This is a genomic window from Mesorhizobium sp. B2-6-4 (assembly GCF_006441495.1).
GTDB lineage: Bacteria > Pseudomonadota > Alphaproteobacteria > Rhizobiales > Rhizobiaceae > Mesorhizobium.
In genome coordinates, this window is sequence record NZ_VFUE01000002.1 from 209,141 (window position 1) to 227,191 (window position 18,051).

An 18,051-nucleotide genomic window follows, 5' to 3' on the forward strand; every position below is an offset into this window, starting at 1 on the left:
AGGCGCTTCCCGCCAGCGCCTCCGCTTCTGAACCTCAATTGCTGGCCGACAGCACCAGCACCGGCTTGTCGCTGTAAAGCTGCGGGAACAGCGTCTTCAAATTCGCCACCTTTGGCAGGTCGTTGTAGACGATGTAGGGATAGGTCGGGTTGAGCGTCAGGAAGTCCTGGTGATACTCCTCGGCCGGGTAGAAGGTCTTGCCGGTTTCGATCGTGGTGACGATGGGTTTGCCGAACAGCTTGGCCTTGTCGAGCTGGGCGATGTAGCTCTGCGCGATCTTCTTCTGCGTGTCGTTTTCGGCGAAGATCGTCGAGCGGTACTGCGTGCCCTGGTCGGGACCCTGATAGTTGAGCTGGGTCGGATTGTGGGCGACCGAGAAATACACCTGCAGCAGCTGGCCATAGGTGACTTTGGAGGGATCGTAGGTGATCTCGACGGATTCGGCATGGCCGGTGCGGCCGGTGCCCACGGTCTCGTAGACGGCGTCGTCCTTGGCGCCGCCGGTATAGCCCGAGACCGCCTTGGTGACGCCCTTGACGTGCTGGAACACGCCCTGCACGCCCCAGAAGCAGCCGCCGGCGAACACTGCCGTCTCGCTGCCGCCCGCGGCCTTTTCATCCAGCGCCGGTGGCGGGATCACCACGGCATCCTCCGCCGAAACCGCTGGGGTGAGCCAGAAGGCGGCGCCCGCGACGGCGAGCGCGAAAGCTGCGAGCGCGCCGCGGACGAGGCCGCTCGAACGGTTCTTGATGTCGGTCATGGTTGCACTCCTCATGGCTTGCATAGGGTCCAGTCTATTGAATTAGCGGAGCCGGTGCGATGCGCGAGTTGCGGCGGAGGCTCACATTCTCGTGCGGCCCCAGCGGGTGCGTAACTCTCCGCCGCGGCTTGACCTAGTTGGCAGGCTTCATCGCATCCGTCGCCGGCTTCATCGCGTCAGCCGCCGGCTTCATGGCGTCCGCCGGTTTCATCGCATCGGCGGCGGGCTTCATGGCATTGGTGGCCATCGGGTCGGCCGGCTTCATTGCATCGGTTGCCGGTTTCATCGCGTCGGCGGCGGGTTTCATGGCGTTGGTGGCCTCGTCGGCCCGGGCGATGCCGCCGGCCAGCAATGCCGTCGAGCACAAAGCGAGCGCAAGCGCCGGCAGCGTCAGGCGGGAAAGAACGGTCATGATGGTCTCCTTGGTTGGGTGGCGCGCCCTCGCGGCGGCCTGCTGTTGCGGCGCCGCAGGCGCGGCGTTGCGCAATTTCTGATCGGGCATGGTCTCTCCCCGCAACCGGGAAGTTCCCGGAGGCAAGCTAATCGGCGGCGGCGGCCAGGATCGGCCCGCCGCCGGGCGACTGCACCAGCACGGCGGTGCTGAGGCCATGGGCGGCGGCCGGCACGTCGAGCGTCGTGGCCTCTCCGGTCCAGCTGCCGAGCTTTTTCAGCGCATGCACGACATTGCCGTGCGGCAAGGTGCGGCCGGTGTTCTCGCCGCGCGCCACGGGCACCTCGACGACGCCCCTGGCATAGCGCACCAGCCAGATGTCGGCTTTGCCGCCCGGCACGCTCCCCGCGCCGATGCTGGCCTTGCCGCCATCGAGCGACAGCGACGGCCCCTTGATGCGGCCGCTCGCCGCAATCAGCCGTTCGATCTCGCCGGGCGCGGCGCCGACCGCATCGGCACGGCCGTTGACCACCACCTGCGGCGTGAACGGCCCGTCACGGCCGAGCGGCGGCTCGTAGCTCACCTGACGTTGCGTGAACTCCTGCCGGCCGAAAATGTCCTTCCAGCCGAGATAGTCCCAGTAGGTGACATTGAAGGACAGCGCCAGCACGCCGGGCTGGTCCTTGACCTTGATCAGGTTGGCATTGGCCGGCGGGCAGGACGAACAGCCCTGGCTGGTGAACAGCTCGACAATGGTAAGCGGCTGCGCCGCGGCCGCACCGAGCGACGCCGCGAGCGCAAGCGCGCCCAGGCTGGACACTGCGAGGAACCTGCTGCGTTTGGCTTGCGACATGGAATGCTCCGTGGGCGACGGCGCCGCGATGCGCCGCTCATATCCCCACTTCGCCGCCAATTATCGCTTCGTTACAGCGCTCACCGGTTTGTGATTGAGCGCCAGCGGGTTCTTCCTTCTCCCCCTGTGGGAGAAGGTGGATCGGCGCGCAGCGCCGAGACGGTTGAGGGGTGTTCCAGCGGAGTGAGACGTTGGCGTTTCCTGGAACAGCCCTCATCCGACCTCGCTTCGCCAGGCCACCGCCCGGGGGCGAGCCACGCGTCCCGCCCCGTCCTTCGGACCCCACAAGGGGAGAAGGGAAAACGGCGCCACTATCTCCAGGGCTGCAGACTTCTGTCCCGCACATAGGCGATGATCGTGTCGCAAACGGCATTCATCTCTTTCAGGACATCGTCGTTCCAGAAGCGCAGAACGCGAAAACCCCTAGCCTCCAGCTCGGCCTTGCGGATCCGGTCAGCATCCGAGTCCGCGTGTTGGCTGCCGTCGATCTCGATAATCAGCCCGGCTTCGAGGCAAACGAAATCGGCAATGTATTTTCCAAAAGGAACCTGGCGCCTGAATTTGATCCGGTCCAGTCTGCGGTCTCGCAGTTCCTGCCAAAGCCTGTCTTCCGCTTCCGTCATGTCACGGCGGAGCGAGCGAGCAAAGTTGCGCTTGGCGGGGGTGACGGGTTGGTGCGGCATGGCGCCAGACTAGTCGAACGCTGCGATCCGTCTATAGCCCCGGCGGACGGGACGAGGCCGAGCGCAAAAGGGCTGTTCCAGCGGAGTGAGGCGTTGGCGTTGCCTGGAACACCCCTCATCCGACCTCGCTTCGCGAGGCCACCTTCTCCCACAAGGGGAGAAGGAAGAAGCCGCAGTGTCACTGCGTCAGCACCGTTTGCGAGGGGCGCTGGTTGAAGTCGCATTTGCCCATCACGGTGTAGAAGAAGTCGGCGTTGACGACAGGCGCCGGCACGGCGGAGCCGCCGTCTTCCCAGGCCTGGTAGCCCGTCTGGCCGCACGGCACGGCGGTGAAGATATCGACGGTCTGGCCCGTGGCGATTTCGGGCATGTCGGTCGGGCTGGTGCCGATATAGAGCCGGTTCGAGGTGTTCGGGTCGTTCGACCTGAGCGTGGTCGGCTGGGCCGGTTTGGCCGTCGCGGCGGAAGGCACGTTCATCTCCAGATAGAGCTGGTCCATCTGGCTGACGTCGATGACCGCGCCGGTGCTGTTGGCCGGCGTGGTGGTGCAGACGGTCTGCCGCATGACGCCGTTGCCGTCGGTGCTGGTGATGGCGCCGGAGGGCGTGTTGTTGAAATTGGCGACCGCCGTGGTGTTGCACACCTGCTGCTGCACCTGGGTAAGCGTGGTGCCGCTCACGGTGGAGACGGTGGTGGTGCCATAGCCCTTGGGGTCGCCGCCCTTGTTGTAGACATAGCTGATCTGCATCAGCTTCTGCTTCGTGGTCGAGCCGAATCGCGTGCCGTAGAGATACATCGTCTTGTCCCACCAGCCCGACGCCTTCTCGATCTTGAAGGTGGTCTGCACCAGGGCCGCCGCCTTGTTGACCGCCGAGGTGACGCCGACCGGCACGGTGTTGATCCTGGCGATCTGCATGAAGTCGGTCGGCATGGCGAAGCTCGCCGAGGCCTGCGCCGTGGCGGTGCCGTTGGCCGCGATGGTGAAGCTCACCAGCGTGGCGGTGCCTTGCCCGCCATTGGCGGCAAAGGTGTCCTGTAGCATCTGCTGGCGGGTCGCCAGCGTCGTCGTCTTCGGCAGCGTGGTGATGGCCAGCGTCGCCGCGTCGAGCGCCTGCTGCATGTTGGACCGGGTCTGGACCGCCGATGTATAGTCGACCGAGAAGCCGACGACGGTGACCAGCGGCACCAGGCTGATGAAGAACAGCGGCATCATCGAGCCGCTGCGAGAGCGGGCGAACCTTCCTGCAAGCCCCGGCATTTTTTCTTACCCCAAAAGACGGTTACCTGCGGGGGAACTAACATGCGCCGGCAAACCGGGGTCTAAGAGGATCGTTCAAAGTTTAAGCATCCGGCCGCACCCGCCCGCTGTTTCGGGCTTTTCCGCCCGGCTCACCGCTTTGTGATGGCCAAGGCGCCCCTTGCGCCGCAAGCCTTGCCGCAGCAAGCCGCCCCTGCTAAAGCGCGCGGCATGAGCACGCCCCTCGACCACATCAGGAATTTCTCCATCGTCGCCCATATCGACCATGGCAAATCCACCCTTGCCGACCGCCTGATCCAGCTCACCGGCGGGCTGGAGCTGCGCGACATGAAGGAGCAGGTGCTGGACTCGATGGACATCGAGCGCGAGCGCGGCATCACCATCAAGGCGCAGACGGTGCGGCTGAAGTACCGCGCCAACAATGGCGAGGACTATATCCTCAACCTCATCGATACGCCCGGCCATGTCGACTTCGCCTATGAAGTGTCGCGCTCGCTGGCCGCCTGCGAAGGCTCGCTGCTGGTGGTCGACGCCTCTCAGGGCGTCGAAGCCCAGACGCTGGCCAACGTCTACCAGGCCATCGACAACAACCATGAGATCGTCGTGGTGCTGAACAAGGTCGACCTGCCGGCCGCCGAGCCCGAGCGCATCCGCGAGCAGGTCGAGGAGGTGATCGGCATCGACGCTTCCAACGCCGTGCTGATCTCGGCCAAGACCGGCCTTGGCATTCCCGATGTGCTCGAAGCCATCGTCCACCAATTGCCGCCGCCGCGCGAGGGCGACGCGACCGCGCCCTTGAAGGCGATGCTGGTCGACAGCTGGTACGACGCCTATCTCGGCGTCATCGTTCTGGTGCGCGTCATCGACGGCGTGCTGAAAAAGGGCCAGACCATCCGCATGATGGGCACCGGCGCCAAATACCTGGTCGAGCGCACCGGCGTGTTCACGCCCGCCCGCATCAATGTCGACGAACTCGGCCCCGGCGAGTTCGGCTTCTTCACCGGCTCGATCAAGGAAGTGGCCGACACCCGCGTCGGCGACACCATCACCGAGGACAAGCGCCAGACCGCGCACGCTTTGCCCGGCTTCAAGCCGGCGCAGCCTGTGGTGTTCTGCGGCCTGTTCCCGGTCGACGCCGCCGATTTCGAGGATCTGCGCGCCGCCGTCGGCAAGCTGCGCCTCAACGACGCCTCCTTCTCCTATGAAATGGAAACCAGCGCGGCGCTCGGCTTCGGCTATCGCTGCGGCTTCCTCGGCTTGCTGCATCTGGAAATCATCCAGGAGCGGCTGGAGCGCGAGTTCAACCTCGACCTGATCGCCACCGCGCCATCGGTCGTCTACCGGCTGCTGCTCAATGACGGCTCGGTGAAGGAACTGCACAACCCGGCCGACATGCCCGACGTGGTCAAGATCTCGGCCATCGAGGAGCCGTGGATCCGCGCCACCATCCTCACCCCTGACGACTATCTCGGCGGCATATTGAAACTCTGCCAGGACCGGCGCGGCATCCAGGCCGACCTCTCCTATGTCGGCAAGCGCGCCATGCTGACCTACGATCTGCCGCTCAACGAAGTCGTCTTCGATTTCTACGACCGGCTGAAGTCGATCTCCAAGGGCTACGCCTCGTTCGACTATCACCTCACCGACTATCGCGAGGGCGACCTGGTGAAGATGTCGATCCTGGTCAATGAGGAGCCGGTCGACGCGCTCTCCATGCTGGTCCACCGCACGGCGGCGGAAAAGCGCGGCCGCCAGATGTGCGAGAAACTCAAGGAGCTGATCCCGCACCACCTCTTCAAGATCCCGATCCAGGCCGCGATCGGCGGCAAGGTCATCGCCCGCGAAACCATCTCGGCGCTGCGCAAGGACGTCACCGCGAAGTGCTACGGCGGCGACGTGAGCCGCAAGCGCAAGCTCTTGGACAAGCAGAAAGAGGGCAAGAAGCGGATGCGCCAGTTCGGCAAGGTGGATATTCCGCAGGAGGCGTTTATCCAGGCCTTGAAGATGGGGGATTGAGCGGGCGGTTGGCGCGCAGAGCGCGCCAAGCCATCGATCCGGTGGATCGATGGCAGGCTTCGAAAGCGGGGGAGCCCCAGCGCAGCGGGGGGAACTGAGCGGTGGAGATTGATCACAACGCCTAGTGATGGCGACGGTGCTGTATCTTGCCGGAACCCACGGGCGGTGTTGTGAGCAGTTGGCGCTGGCATGCTGGCAAGCGGCATGCCCCCGGTTCGACAAAATAGATATCCAAATGACGGGTTTATTCAGCGTTGACGTTGGGGATTGAGAAGAGTCTACGTAACATGCATAGTCGTTCCCTCAAAGATGCGAAAATTCAATCCGCTCTCCACTGGTAAAGATAGACAACCAAGAAGACAGTCGCATTCAAACTGGAGTAATCGATGAGCGATGACAAAGATGGTCTGGCTGCACTCATCGAGGGCTTATCATCGTCCTTTCCTCTTCTGTTTGTTGGCTCGGGATTTTCGGCAAATGCGTTGGACAAAAACGGCGACCGGCTGCCAACTGGACGAGCTCTGATACGGCTGCTTCACGAACAGCTAAATATCCCTATAAAATATGAGCTCGATACGATATCGCGAGAGTACATACACAAGTTGGGCGAGCATACGCTATTCGAGCTGTTAAAGGCCAAATTACTACCCCAAGACATACCGCAATACATCGGAGATGTGGCAGCATTCTCTTGGAAAAGGATATACACTACAAACTATGACAGTGTGATCGAAATTTCGCGGTCAAGGCGGAGCGTAGCTTCGAACCCCATAGACTGCACGGCATCTCAAAGCGTGCCGGAAAAGCCTGGCAATACGTCAGTGGTTCATATCAACGGGATCTTGGATGGGGTCGATTTCCCCGACTTCGCATCTCGCATAAAGTTAACTAAAGCTAGCTATTTAACGAATACATTCGTTGAATCGCCGTGGTACTGGAGATTTAAAACGGATTTGTCAATCGCGGGCTGCGCGGTAATAATAGGCTACAGCGTTTATGATATTGACATTGCCAGAATATTATATTCGGACCCCGTGTTGAAATCGCGGTTATTCTTCATCGAAGTCGATGACATCGATCCTGTTTTAAGGAGAGAGCTGGAGCAATACGGAACGGTGTTAAACATCGGTGTTGAACAATTCGCCGAAATTGTCCTGCAAGTGAAACGTGCTGAGCGGACAGCTCAGGAGTTAATTTCATTCGAGCTGGAATCTTTACCAACTGACTCTCGCCGACCTACCAGTGACGACGTTCTGAAATTACTGTTGTATGGTGGTACAGATTACCCAGCTCTATTAGGCCAAGGGATTCACGGTACTCCCTACGTAGTTCGTCGAGAGGTCGAGTCCGCCATACTGGATCGACTTTCGAACGGTCCCTCACGCATTTTGATTCACTCAGATCTGGGTAACGGCAAGTCCGTGCTGTCAGAATCGGTCAAAATGCGCCTTCTCCAAACGGGTCGAACGGTTCTTCATGTTAACGCCTCGGATGAGACGCTTGGCCAAGACCTAGCAATTGTATCGTCCCGCTTTGTCGATCCGATATTCTTCGTTGACGATGTTTTCCGTTTCTCCGAAACTGTCAAAATCATTCTATCCGAGATTCCAGGCGCGTCAGTTGTCGCCATGACACGCTCATCGATATATGAGTTAAGGTCGTACAGAGTAACTGAGATCTTAGGCGATAATTATACAGAGTATGATGTAAACAAGCTTAGTAGCAATGACGTGCAGTCTTTCGTTAAAGTTATCGACGACAATGGACTGTGGGCAGACTTCTCGAATAGAAGCCAGAAGGACAAGGAGTACTACGTTCACAGTGAGTGTAAGGCTGAAATCAGGAATTTACTTGTTTCTCTTTTCAAATCTCCATCTATTCGAGAGAAGATTATCAAGGCTTTTAATGAACAGCCGAGCAGTGAAGCGCTCCGCATAATTTGTATAACGCTGTTTTTGGATATTGCTGGGTTCCACCCTGATATAATGCTCGTCGGCCAACTATCTGGCATCGATGTTTTTACGAAAAGAGAGCTTATAAATAATCAATTCTCGATGGAAATAATAGAAAGGCGACATGGCAATATTCAGTTGAAGTCGGCTGTGTTCGGCGAGTATGTATTGCAACATGTAGTCGATGTTGACTATGTGGTCGACCTTATAGTGGACGTTGTAAAGAGATGTGAGCGGGTTGGTCAGAATAAGTTGTTTTTTGAGCTCCAGAAGGAGCTAATCCGATTTAGCTTTATAGATAGAATATTTGCTCGTCGGAAGATGGGTGACAAATATAAAGTAATATACGATCGTCTGAAAGAGTTGCCGTCCATGGCGAGGAACCCACTGTTCTGGCTGCAGTTTGCGATATCTAGGCTGGAAGATGGCAATTACCCGGCATGTGAAATTCATTTCAGAACAGCATACAGCCACGCAAATAGGAAGGCAAACTTCGATACCTTTCAGATCGATAATCATTATGCCCGTTTTCTGCTCGAAAGTAGAACGAAGGATGTTTCTTATCGGGATGATTTCAAAGTTTTCTTGGACGCGCACTCATTGTTAGTCAAGCAGGCGGTCAAAGAGGAAGACGCCTACTACCCATTTAGAGTTGCGTCCGGATACTTAGCATTCTACATCGCTCGTGGCATGAACTATGACGCCAACCAGAAAAATGTCATAAGGAAGAGCGCTGAAGAAGTTATATCTCGGGCTAGGTTGATACCAAGAAACACCAAAAAGCATCATCACGTGGAGCAGTGCCTTGCTAACCTTGGTGAGCTGCTGAAGGCCTTGGGGTAATGAGCTAGGCAGCGTGCCTGATAACTTTAGCTGTTTCGGGCTGATTAGCCACGCGGAAATATCACAGGCGTTCCATCTTTGGACATTTGCGAATGTGCGCTTCAATTTCAGGCGTTGGCGCCGCCCCTCATCTGGCCATCTTCTCCCCGTAAACGGGGCGAAGGACGCTGTTGTCGCTGCTTTCGGCAATCGCTAGCGTTGCAGAAAAGCGCCGGCGTTGCGGCGGCTTGCCTTCTCCCCTTGTGGGAGAAGGTGGATCGGCGCGCAGCGCCGAGACGGTTGAGGGGTGTTCCAGCGGAGTGAGGCGTTGGGGTTTTCTGGTTTGGTTCGCTGTTGACGGAGCGCCAAGCTGGAGCACCCCTCATCCGGCCTCGCTGCGCGAGGCCACCGCCCTGGGGCGAGCCACGGGTCTCGCCCGTCCTTCGGACCCCCACTTTCGTGGGGGCGAGGAGATCAGGTCGGCGCTGGCCTCACCCCTCCAGCCAAACCTTCTCGAAATGCTGCTCCAGCGCCTGGTGCTGCTCGCAGCCCTCAACCCCCTTGCGATACGTCCGGTAGACCGAGCGCCAGTAGGGCTGGATGATGATGCCGGAGTCGCGCAAATTCTTTTCGATGCCGGCCATGATCTCCTTGCGCTGGGCGGCGTCGGGGGTGGCAAGCGCCTTGTCTAGCAGTTCGTCGAACTCCTTGTTGGCGTAGGCGCTTTCGTTCCAGGCGGCGCCCGATTTATAGGCCAGCGCCAGCACCTGGACGCCGAGCGGGCGTCCGAGCCACTCGGTGCAGGAGAAGGGATATTTGCTCCAGTCGTTCCAGAAGGTGGCGGCGGGCAGCACGGTGCGCTTGATCTTGAGGCCGGCCTCGCGCATCTGCGCCGCTATGGCGTCGCCGGTGCTCTTCTGCCATTCGACGTCGACCGAGATGAGGTCGTATTCATGGTCGGCCTTGCCGGACTCGGCCAGCAGCTTCTTCGAGGCGTCCACGTCGCGCTTGGCCGGGCCGATATCGGCATATTCGGGATGCATGGGGCCGACATGGTGGTTGTCGGCGGGCTTGCCGCGGCCGCCGAGGCCGAGCGCCAGGACGGCCGAGTTGTCGACGGCGAGCTGGGCGGCGCGGCGCATCTTGATGTCGTCATAGGGCGCGTTGGCGACGTTGAAGCGGGCGACGATGGTGGAGCCGGTGGCGATCTCGGAATTCTTCAGGCCCATCTGCTCGGTCTGCGAGACGGCATCGGAGGCGGTCTCGTGGTCGGTGTCGATCTCGCCGGATTCGAACGCCGACAGCATGGCGTTGGGGTCGGAGCCGTAGTCGATCCACTGGATGCCGTCGAGCCAGAATTCGCCCTTCCACCAGGGCTTGTCCTTGCGCTTCACCTCCGCTCCCGTCTCGGCATCCCACTTCACCAGCTCGCAAGGGCCGGTGGTGATCGAAAGTGCCTTCAGCGGATCGCCGTCGCCATCATAGGAGCGGTGCATGATCAAAGCGGGATAGTCGGCCATGCCGGCGATCAGCGAAATGTCCGGCTTGGGCAGGTTGAGCTTGATGGTGAAGTCGTCGACCTTCTCGATGCCGCCATCGACCACCTTCTTGGTGTCGGCATTGACCAGCGCGCCCATGCGCGCGGCGACCGAATTGCCGGCAACGCCGGCCTCGCACCAGCGGTTGAGGTTGTGGACGACATCGTCGGCGCTGAAGGCATCGCCGTTCGACCAGGTGATACCCTTGCGCACATGCAGCGTGAGCGTCTTGGCGTCGTCGCTCATCTCCCATTTTTCGAGCAGCCAGGGCTCGAACGAGAAATCGGTGTTCCAGCGCACCAGATATTCGTTGCAATGGCGCGCGACGTTGGACATTTCGACGCCGTCGAAGGTGCGCGGATCCTTGAAACCCTTGACGTTCATGGCGACGCGCAGCACGCCGCCCTTCCTGGGCTCCGCCGCGCGGGCGGGCGTGGGCGCCAGCCCGCCCAGGGCAAAAGCGCCGGCGGCGCTGACGCCGAGCCCGGCCATGAGCGCAAAATATTCGCGCCGGTTGATGGCGCCGCTCCTGAAATCCTCGGCGACGGGTTTGGCTTTCGGGTGCAATTTCCTGCCGGTCAGCATGAATTTCATCGTCGTTCCCTCTTGTTGGGCGCCCGGCCGACCGCGTGCGCGGGGGCGGATGCGGCTCGCCGGACGCCATTGCCTGAGGGATGATAGGGCGAGCTTACGCAGCGGAGTGTTCTGGAATCCGCAAGACTTGTGCGCTGCTCCGCAGGAGGTTCGCATGAAGGGGGCGCGCGAAGGCCTTCACCTTCGTCATCCACGGGTCTGCGCGGCGTCGCTGCGCTCCTTGCTTCGCCCGTGGATGACGAGGTCACCCCCAGATCATCAGCGCGGCGAGCCCGACGATGCCGACCACCAGCCGCCACCAGCCGAACAGCGCATAGCCCTTGCGCGAGACGTAATCGAGCAGCAGGCGCACCACCAGCAGCGCGGTGACGAAGGCGGCGACGAAGCCGACGGCGATGATCGGCAGGTCGGCCGACGTCAGCACGTTGCGGTTCTTGAACAGGTCGAAGGCGAAGGCGCCGACCATGGTGGGGATGGCGAGGAAGAAGGAAAATTCCGCCGCCGCCCGCTTGTCGACGCCAAGCAGCAGGGCGCCGACGATGGTCGAGCCCGAGCGTGAAGTGCCGGGGATCAGCGACAGGCACTGGAACAGCCCGATCTGCAAATAGAGCCGCGTCGGGAAGCGTTCGACGTCGCGGTACATCGGCTTCAGCTTCATGCGGTCGACGACGAGCAGCACCACGCCGCCGATGATCAGCATGATGCAGATCAGCCGCGGCGATTCGAACAGGATGGTCTTGATGAAATCATGCGCCAGCGCGCCGATGATGGCCGCCGGCAGGAAGGCGATGAGGATGCCGATGACGAAATGCCGCGTCAGCCGGTCATGCGGCAGGTCGAGCAGCATCTGCCACAAGCGCCGGAAATAGACGCTCAGAATGGCCAGGATGGCGCCGAGCTGGATCAGGATCTCGAAGGCCTTGCCGGTCGAGTGGAAGCCGAGAAAGTGGCCGGCGAGCAGGATATGGCCGGTCGAGGACACCGGAATGAACTCGGTCAATCCCTCCAGCAGACCGAGCAGCAGGGCTTCGACGATTGTCTGGCTTTCCATTGGCTACCTCGGCATTCGCGGGATGGGCTGACAGGGCTTGCTTGTCATGGCGCCGAACTCCCCCTATAGGTCGCAACACCCTGACGGCCCGCTTATCGGGCGGCCAAGACTTACCGGTGCGCCGGGCGATTCGCCAGTGTGGCAATCCGGAATTCGCCACAGCCGGGAGGAGCGCGATGCGCGAATTCCGGATTCTGAGCCACACTGCCAACTTCAAGTTCTGGTGTGGTTTGAATTTGAAGTTCCTGAACGCGGATGCCGTTGAGGGGACAGGAACTTCAAATCCAAACCACCAGTGCGCTTTATCATCGCGGAACCATGCTGACGCTTTTCCATCATCCCATGTTCGCCTCCTGCCGGTTCGTGCGCCTCGCTTTCGGCGAGTATGGCGAGGAGCTGGCGCTGATCGAGGAGAAGCCGTGGACGCGGCGCAAGGAGTTCTTGGCGCTGAACCCGGCCGGCACGCTGCCGATCCTTTTGGCCGAGGGCGACGTGCCGATCGTCGGCGCCACGGTCATCTCGGAATATCTCGACGAGACGCGCGGCGTCCTGAAGCGCGACAAGCGCCTGTTCGCCGAGGACCCGATGCAGCGCGCCGAGATCCGCCGGCTGACCGACTGGTATCTCCACAAGGCCGAGAGCGAGGTCACCCGGCATCTGGTGCGCGAGCGCGTGCTGAAGCCGGTCATGCCGGAAACCGCCGGCGGCGGCTCGCCCGATTCGGCCGCCATCCGTGCGGCGCGGGCCAACATCCGCCAGCACATGAAATACACCAACTGGCTGGCCGGCACCCGCCACTGGCTGGCCGGATCGAGGGTCACCTATGCCGACCTCGCCGCCGCCGCCACCCTTTCGGTGCTCGACTATCTCGGCGAGATCGACTGGCGCGAGCACACCGCCGCGCGCGAATGGTACACGCGGGTCAAGTCGCGGCCTTCGTTCCGGCCGCTGTTGACCGACCGGGTGCGCGGCCTGTCGCCGGTGTCGCATTATGCGGACCTCGACTTCTGACGCCGCAAAACTGCGCGCGCTGATCGACGCGCAGGCGCGGCGCGCCGGTTTCGAGGCGGTCGCCGTCACCACCCCCGATGCGATCCCGCTGGCGCCGGCCCGGCTCGCCGCCTTTGTCGCGGACGGGTTCCATGGCTCCATGGGCTGGATCGCCGAGACGCTGCAACGCCGCAGCGAGCCGTCAAGCCTGTGGCCGCAGGTGCGTTCGATCGTCGTGCTGGCGATGAATTACGGGCCGGACCACGATCCGCGTGACCTGTTGGCCAGGCGCGACCGGGGCGCGATCTCGGTCTATGCGCAAAACCGCGACTATCACGATGTGATGAAGGGCCGGCTGAAGGAAATCGCCGGCAAGATCGTGGCGCGGGCGGGAGGCGACGTCAAAGTCTTCGTCGACACCGCGCCCGTCATGGAAAAGCCGCTGGCCGAGGCCGCCGGGCTCGGCTGGCAAGGCAAGCACACCAATCTGGTCAGCCGGCAGCATGGTTCCTGGCTGTTCCTCGGCACCATTTTCACGACGGCCGAACTGGTCCCGGACGTCCCGGAGGAGGACCATTGCGGCTCCTGCCGCGCCTGCCTCGACGCCTGCCCGACCGATGCCTTCCCGGCGCCCTACCGGCTCGATGCGCGGCGCTGCATCTCCTATCTCACCATCGAGAACAAGGAGCCGATCCCGCATGAATTCCGCGAGGCGATCGGCAACCGCATCTATGGCTGCGACGACTGTCTCGCCGCCTGCCCATGGAACAAGTTCGCCAAGGTGGCGTCCGAGGCCAAGCTCGCCGCGCGCGACGATCTACGCGAGCCGGCGCTGGCCGATCTCCTGCGGCTGGACGACACGGCCTTTCGCGCCTTCTTTTCCGGCTCGCCGGTCAAGCGCATCGGCCGCGACCGCTTTGTCCGCAACGTGCTGATCGCCGCCGGCAATTCCGGCGATGCAGCGCTTGCCGGCGCCGTGCGCGCCTTGCTCGCCGACGCCTCGCCGCTGGTGCGGGGCGCGGCAATATGGGCGCTGGCGCGGCTGGTGCCGGAGGCCGAATATTGCGAACGCGCCGCAGCCGGCCTGAAAACCGAGAGCGACGCGGCCGTGCGCGAGGAATGGGCGCGGCCGGTTCCAGCCAGGGCGCCTGCATGAGTGAAAAGCGGATATTCATCTTCGGCGCCGGCTATTCGGGCAACGCTTTTGCGCGCACCAACAGGGAGTCCGCCACGACGGTCGGCGGCACGACGCGCTCCGTGGAAAAATTCGAGGCGCTCCGCCAGGCCGGCATCGCGCCGCTGCTGTTCGATGGCGCGCTGACCGGCGAAATCGGCGATGCGCTGGCGACAACAACCCATCTGGTGATCTCGATCGCGCCCGAGGAGGCCGGCGATCCCGTGCTGAATGCCGCCCGCGAGGCGATCGTGCGGATGCCTGCGCTCGAATGGATCGGCTATCTCTCCACCGTCGGCGTGTATGGCGACCATGGCGGCGCCTGGGTCGACGAGACGGCGCAATGCCGGCCGGTGTCGAAACGCTCGGCGATGCGCGTGGCGGCCGAGCAGGACTGGCTGCGGCTTGGCCGCGAGATCGGCCGGCCGGTGGCGGTACTGCGGCTCTCCGGCATCTACGGTCCCGGCCGCAACGCCTTGGTCAATCTGGAAAACGCCACCGCGCGGCGGCTGGTCAAGCCCGGCCAGGTGTTCAACCGCATCCATTGCGACGACATAGCCGGCGCGCTGTGGCATCTCATCGGGGATAATACAGGCGGCATCTTCAACGTCACCGACGATGAGCCCGCGCCGCCGCAGGACGTCGTGGGCTACGCCGCCGCGCTGATGGGCATCACACCGCCGCCCGAAATTCCCTTCGAGGCCGCCCAACTTTCGCCCATGGCGCGGTCCTTCTATGGCGAGAACAAGCGCGTCACCAACGCGGCGCTCAAGGCGGCGGGCTACCGGTTCCGCTTCCCGGACTACCGCGCCGCCTTCGACCATATGTGGGCAAGCGGCGATTGGCGCGACGGCGCGCCGCGCAGCCCGATGAAGCGCTGACGCATTCGTGACACGGTTTCGGGCCGGAATGCGTCGGAAAAGAAAACAGGGCGGTTGACCGGTTTGTGAAAAACGGAACCGCTCCGGCGATCGAAGCAACGTCCATTGCGTGCTATGATTCGGGCTTGGGTTTGCGGCGGGGGTTCATGGAGACAGCGATGCGGCTCGGCAAGCGTTCACAGCTGGCGGCTTTTGGCCTGCTCGCCCTCACAAGTCTCGCCGTGCGGCCGGCAATGGCCGAGGAACGGGCAAAGGACCTCTTCGGCGCCGAGAAACTGCCGGCTGCGACCGCCCCGCAATCCTTCGGCTTCTACTCCAAGGGCTGCTTTGCCGGCGGCGTCGCCATCCCCATGGACGGCCCGACCTGGCAGGTGATGCGGCCGTCGCGCAATCGCCGCTGGGGCCATCCGGCGATGATCGCGCTGGTCGAGAAACTGTCGCGCGATGCCGTCGCCGACGGCTGGCCGGGCCTTTTGATCGGCGACATCGCGCAGCCGCGCGGCGGCCCGATGCTGACGGGCCATGCCTCGCACCAGATCGGGCTCGATGCCGACATCTGGCTGACGCCGATGCCCAGCCGGCCGTTGTCGATGGCGCGGCGCGAGACGATGAGCGCGACCTTGATGGTCGACGAAAAGACGCATCTGGTGAAGGACGCGCTGTGGACGTCGGCGCATACGCGGCTTTTGAAGCGCGCGGCGAGCTATCCCGAGGTCGAGCGCATCCTGGTCAATCCCGGCATCAAGAAGAAGCTCTGCGACACCGTCAGGGGCGACCGCTCCTGGCTGCGCAAGATCAGGCCGTTCTGGGGCCACGACTATCATTTCCACATGCGCATCGGCTGTCAGCCGGGCTCGCCCAACTGCAAGGCGCAGGAAGCGACCCCGGCCGACGACGGCTGCGGCAAGCCGCTGGCCTGGTGGTTCACGCAGGAACCGTGGCGGCCCAACAAGAACCCGGATGCGCCCAAGGCGCGCGACCTGATGACCATGGCGAACCTGCCGAGAGAATGCCGCGCCGTGCTCGACGCGCCCGGGCCGGCCTCGGTCGAGGCCGCCACCTATCATGGCGGCGCCGTACCGGTCGCGGTCGCCGCGCCCGAACCCGAAGCGCCGTCGCTGCCCGCCACCGCGGCCAGCGGCACGGCCGGCCTGCCAGGCATGGTGAACGCCTTCACCGCGACGCCCGAGATCGGCGTGCCGGTGCCGCGGCCACGGCCGGGAAACTGACCGCGTCAGTTGACGCCCCGGCGCTTCGCCGCCGTTCATTCGTTCCCCGCGAGCAGGAGGGCCGGCATTGCAAACGCAGGATATAGGCCTTCGCCGCGTCGTCCGGTGGGTGGCCCTTCTGAACCTGGGCTACTTCATCGTCGAGTTCGCCGTGGCATCTGCGATCGGCTCCGTGTCGCTGTTCGCGGACAGCGTCGATTTCCTGGAAGATGCCTCGCTCAATTTGCTTATTCTCGTTGCCCTGGGCTGGGGCGCCCGCAGTCGCGCAAGGGTCGGCATGGCTCTGGCGGCGATTCTTCTGGTGCCCGCGTTGGCAACGCTCTGGACGGCTTGGGCCAAGTTCAACCTGCCGGTCGCGCCGTCGCCGCTGCCGCTGTCTCTTGCGGGCGCCGGGGCTTTGGCCGTGAATCTGTCTTGCGCGTTCATGCTGGCGCGCTTCCGCCATCACGGCGGCAGCCTGACAAAGGCCGCGTTCCTCTCCGCGCGGAACGACGCCTTTGCCAACGTCGCCATAATCGCCGCGGGCCTTCTCACCGCGGTGATCTGGCATTCCGCGTGGCCCGACCTGATTGTCGGCCTGGGAATTGCCGCCATGAACGCCGATGCGGCCCGCGAGGTCTGGTCCGCTGCCCGCGAGGAGCACAAGGCGGCAGCCTAGTCGCGGCCGTTCGACTTCATAAATCGGTCGTGCGCACCATCGGTTTCGAAAACCGTTTCCCTTTTCAAACTCATGCGCTAGTCAACGGGAGAACGGCAATGAGCCGTCGGGCGCCGGGGACGGACGAGAAAGCATGCCAAACACAGGCGACGACGACACGGCGCTGCGGTTCCCGATCCTGATCGGCGACATCGGCGGCACCAATGCGCGCTTCTCGGTCGTGCTCGACGCCAATTCGGAAGCCGGCGAGCCGGCGATCGTCCAGACCGCCAGCTACAACACAATCGACGAGGCGATCCAAGCGGCGGTGCTCGACCGCTCCTCGGTCCGCCCCAATTCGGCGGTGCTGGCGGTGGCCGGCCCGGTCGATGGCGACGAGATCGAGCTCACCAATTGCCCGTGGATCGTCAAGCCCCGGCAGATGTTCGCCAGCCTCGGCCTCAGCGACATCGTCGTGCTCAACGATTTCGAGGCGCAGGCGCTGGCCGTCGTGGCGCTCGGCGAAGAGCACATGGAAAAGATCGGCGGCGGCGCGCCGGAGCCCAATGCCGGCCGCGTGGTGCTCGGTCCCGGAACCGGGCTCGGCGTCGCCGGGCTGGTGCACGCGCTGCGCCACTGGATCCCGGTGCCCGGCGAGGGCGGCCATATGGACATCGGCCCGCGTTCTAGCAGGGATTTCGAGGTTTTCCCGCATATCGAGAAGATCGAGGGCCGCATTTCGGGCGAGCAGATCCTGTGCGGACGCGGTCTGGTCAACGTCTACCGGGCGGTGGCCAAGGCGGACGGCAAGCCGTCGCCCTTCACCACGCCGGCCGAGATAACCGCAGCGGCACTTGCCAGGGCCGATCCGGTTGCGCAGGAAGCGCTGGAGATATTCGTCACCTGCCTTGGGCGCACCGCCGGCGATCTCGCCTTGGTGTTCATGAGCCGCGGCGGTGTGTTTCTCACCGGCGGCATCGCGCAGAAGATCGTGCCGGCGCTGAAACAGGGCAATTTCCGCGCCGCCTTCGAGGACAAGGCCCCGCACAGCGAATTGATGCGCACCATGCCCGTCTATGTCATCACCCATCCGCTGGCGGCCCTTCTGGGCCTCGCCGCCTACGCCAGGAACCCTTCGCTGTTCGGCGTGCAGACCGCGGGCCGCCGCTGGCAGGCCTAGGCTGGGTCGCATGACGGACCAGGCGTCCGTCCGGTCCCCGCG

15 protein-coding genes are annotated in these 18,051 nt (G+C 62.9%); 8 read left to right on the forward strand and 7 right to left on the reverse strand.

The features are described 5' to 3' along the window. Positions 1 to 34: 34 nt before the first annotated feature. The 5 genes from msrA to FJ426_RS03475 form a co-directional block, all read right to left on the reverse strand. Positions 35 to 760 carry a peptide-methionine (S)-S-oxide reductase MsrA gene (gene msrA / locus FJ426_RS03455; RefSeq protein ID WP_140824728.1) on the reverse strand — a complete coding sequence of 242 codons (726 nt, stop codon included), beginning with the start codon at positions 758 to 760 and terminating at the stop codon, positions 35 to 37. A 133-nt stretch (positions 761 to 893) separates the two neighbouring features. After that, positions 894 to 1,172: a hypothetical protein gene (locus FJ426_RS03460; RefSeq protein ID WP_140524380.1), complete on the reverse strand. Its 279-nt coding sequence runs from the start codon at positions 1,170 to 1,172 to the stop codon at positions 894 to 896. Between the two features lie 127 nt (positions 1,173 to 1,299). After that, positions 1,300 to 2,004, reverse strand: coding sequence for a DUF1223 domain-containing protein (locus tag FJ426_RS03465; protein WP_140759024.1), 705 nt, complete (start codon positions 2,002 to 2,004; stop codon positions 1,300 to 1,302). A 311-nt stretch (positions 2,005 to 2,315) separates the two neighbouring features. Next, complete coding sequence (locus FJ426_RS03470) at positions 2,316 to 2,687, reverse strand: endonuclease domain-containing protein (protein WP_140491726.1); 372 nt, start codon at positions 2,685 to 2,687, stop codon at positions 2,316 to 2,318. Between the two features lie 178 nt (positions 2,688 to 2,865). Beyond that, positions 2,866 to 3,945 (reverse strand): TadE/TadG family type IV pilus assembly protein, encoded by a 1,080-nt coding sequence (locus tag FJ426_RS03475; RefSeq protein ID WP_140824729.1) that lies wholly within the window; start codon positions 3,943 to 3,945, stop codon positions 2,866 to 2,868. Between the two features lie 210 nt (positions 3,946 to 4,155). Here FJ426_RS03475 and lepA point away from each other — a divergent pair, with 210 nt between their 5' ends. Together lepA and FJ426_RS03485 are read left to right on the forward strand one after the other, a co-directional pair. Continuing rightward, positions 4,156 to 5,961 carry a translation elongation factor 4 gene (gene lepA, locus FJ426_RS03480; RefSeq protein WP_140551741.1) on the forward strand — a complete coding sequence of 602 codons (1,806 nt, stop codon included), beginning with the start codon at positions 4,156 to 4,158 and terminating at the stop codon, positions 5,959 to 5,961. A 386-nt stretch (positions 5,962 to 6,347) separates the two neighbouring features. Further along, a complete protein-coding gene (locus FJ426_RS03485) occupies positions 6,348 to 8,756 on the forward strand; it encodes an SIR2 family protein (RefSeq protein ID WP_140524373.1) in 2,409 nt (802 codons plus the stop codon). Between the two features lie 470 nt (positions 8,757 to 9,226). On the opposite strand, the gene FJ426_RS03495 is transcribed toward FJ426_RS03485, so the two are convergent. After that, on the reverse strand, positions 9,227 to 10,867 hold the full coding sequence (locus FJ426_RS03495) for an ABC transporter substrate-binding protein (RefSeq protein WP_140824731.1): 1,641 nt from the start codon (positions 10,865 to 10,867) through the stop codon (positions 9,227 to 9,229). A gap of 244 nt (positions 10,868 to 11,111) precedes the next feature. Continuing rightward, positions 11,112 to 11,918: an undecaprenyl-diphosphate phosphatase gene (locus tag FJ426_RS03500; protein WP_140649544.1), complete on the reverse strand. Its 807-nt coding sequence runs from the start codon at positions 11,916 to 11,918 to the stop codon at positions 11,112 to 11,114. A 318-nt stretch (positions 11,919 to 12,236) separates the two neighbouring features. Here FJ426_RS03500 and FJ426_RS03505 point away from each other — a divergent pair, with 318 nt between their 5' ends. The 6 genes from FJ426_RS03505 (at position 12,237) to FJ426_RS03530 (ending at position 18,009) form a co-directional block, all read left to right on the forward strand. Next, entirely contained in the window at positions 12,237 to 12,929 is a 693-nt protein-coding gene (locus FJ426_RS03505) for a glutathione S-transferase family protein (RefSeq protein WP_140491712.1), read from the forward strand. After that, a complete protein-coding gene (gene queG / locus FJ426_RS03510; RefSeq protein ID WP_140559125.1) occupies positions 12,910 to 14,064 on the forward strand; it encodes a tRNA epoxyqueuosine(34) reductase QueG in 1,155 nt (384 codons plus the stop codon). The genes FJ426_RS03505 and queG overlap by 20 nt, the downstream gene beginning before the upstream one ends. Continuing rightward, complete coding sequence (locus FJ426_RS03515; RefSeq protein ID WP_140559124.1) at positions 14,061 to 14,963, forward strand: SDR family oxidoreductase; 903 nt, start codon at positions 14,061 to 14,063, stop codon at positions 14,961 to 14,963. Before queG ends, FJ426_RS03515 begins: the two co-directional genes overlap by 4 nt. A gap of 146 nt (positions 14,964 to 15,109) precedes the next feature. Beyond that, on the forward strand, positions 15,110 to 16,192 hold the full coding sequence (gene mepA / locus FJ426_RS03520) for a penicillin-insensitive murein endopeptidase (RefSeq protein WP_140559123.1): 1,083 nt from the start codon (positions 15,110 to 15,112) through the stop codon (positions 16,190 to 16,192). A gap of 67 nt (positions 16,193 to 16,259) precedes the next feature. Continuing rightward, positions 16,260 to 16,850 (forward strand): cation transporter, encoded by a 591-nt coding sequence (locus FJ426_RS03525; RefSeq protein ID WP_140491703.1) that lies wholly within the window; start codon positions 16,260 to 16,262, stop codon positions 16,848 to 16,850. 133 nt (positions 16,851 to 16,983) lie between these two features. Then, positions 16,984 to 18,009: a glucokinase gene (locus FJ426_RS03530; protein WP_140554690.1), complete on the forward strand. Its 1,026-nt coding sequence runs from the start codon at positions 16,984 to 16,986 to the stop codon at positions 18,007 to 18,009. The last annotated feature ends 42 nt before the right edge of the window (positions 18,010 to 18,051 follow it).

What these genes read in the sequence shown, in the direction of transcription:
- msrA (WP_140824728.1), bottom strand. Translation starts at nt 760, where the DNA reads ATGACCGACATCAAGAACCGTTCGAGCGGCCTCGTCCGCGGCGCGCTC.
- FJ426_RS03460 (WP_140524380.1), bottom strand. Translation starts at nt 1,172, where the DNA reads ATGACCGTTCTTTCCCGCCTGACGCTGCCGGCGCTTGCGCTCGCTTTG.
- FJ426_RS03465 (WP_140759024.1), bottom strand. Translation starts at nt 2,004, where the DNA reads ATGTCGCAAGCCAAACGCAGCAGGTTCCTCGCAGTGTCCAGCCTGGGC.
- FJ426_RS03470 (WP_140491726.1), bottom strand. Translation starts at nt 2,687, where the DNA reads ATGCCGCACCAACCCGTCACCCCCGCCAAGCGCAACTTTGCTCGCTCG.
- FJ426_RS03475 (WP_140824729.1), bottom strand. Translation starts at nt 3,945, where the DNA reads ATGCCGGGGCTTGCAGGAAGGTTCGCCCGCTCTCGCAGCGGCTCGATG.
- lepA (WP_140551741.1), top strand. Translation starts at nt 4,156, where the DNA reads ATGAGCACGCCCCTCGACCACATCAGGAATTTCTCCATCGTCGCCCAT.
- FJ426_RS03485 (WP_140524373.1), top strand. Translation starts at nt 6,348, where the DNA reads ATGAGCGATGACAAAGATGGTCTGGCTGCACTCATCGAGGGCTTATCA.
- FJ426_RS03495 (WP_140824731.1), bottom strand. Translation starts at nt 10,867, where the DNA reads ATGAAATTCATGCTGACCGGCAGGAAATTGCACCCGAAAGCCAAACCC.
- FJ426_RS03500 (WP_140649544.1), bottom strand. Translation starts at nt 11,918, where the DNA reads ATGGAAAGCCAGACAATCGTCGAAGCCCTGCTGCTCGGTCTGCTGGAG.
- FJ426_RS03505 (WP_140491712.1), top strand. Translation starts at nt 12,237, where the DNA reads ATGCTGACGCTTTTCCATCATCCCATGTTCGCCTCCTGCCGGTTCGTG.
- queG (WP_140559125.1), top strand. Translation starts at nt 12,910, where the DNA reads ATGCGGACCTCGACTTCTGACGCCGCAAAACTGCGCGCGCTGATCGAC.
- FJ426_RS03515 (WP_140559124.1), top strand. Translation starts at nt 14,061, where the DNA reads ATGAGTGAAAAGCGGATATTCATCTTCGGCGCCGGCTATTCGGGCAAC.
- mepA (WP_140559123.1), top strand. Translation starts at nt 15,110, where the DNA reads ATGGAGACAGCGATGCGGCTCGGCAAGCGTTCACAGCTGGCGGCTTTT.
- FJ426_RS03530 (WP_140554690.1), top strand. Translation starts at nt 16,984, where the DNA reads ATGCCAAACACAGGCGACGACGACACGGCGCTGCGGTTCCCGATCCTG.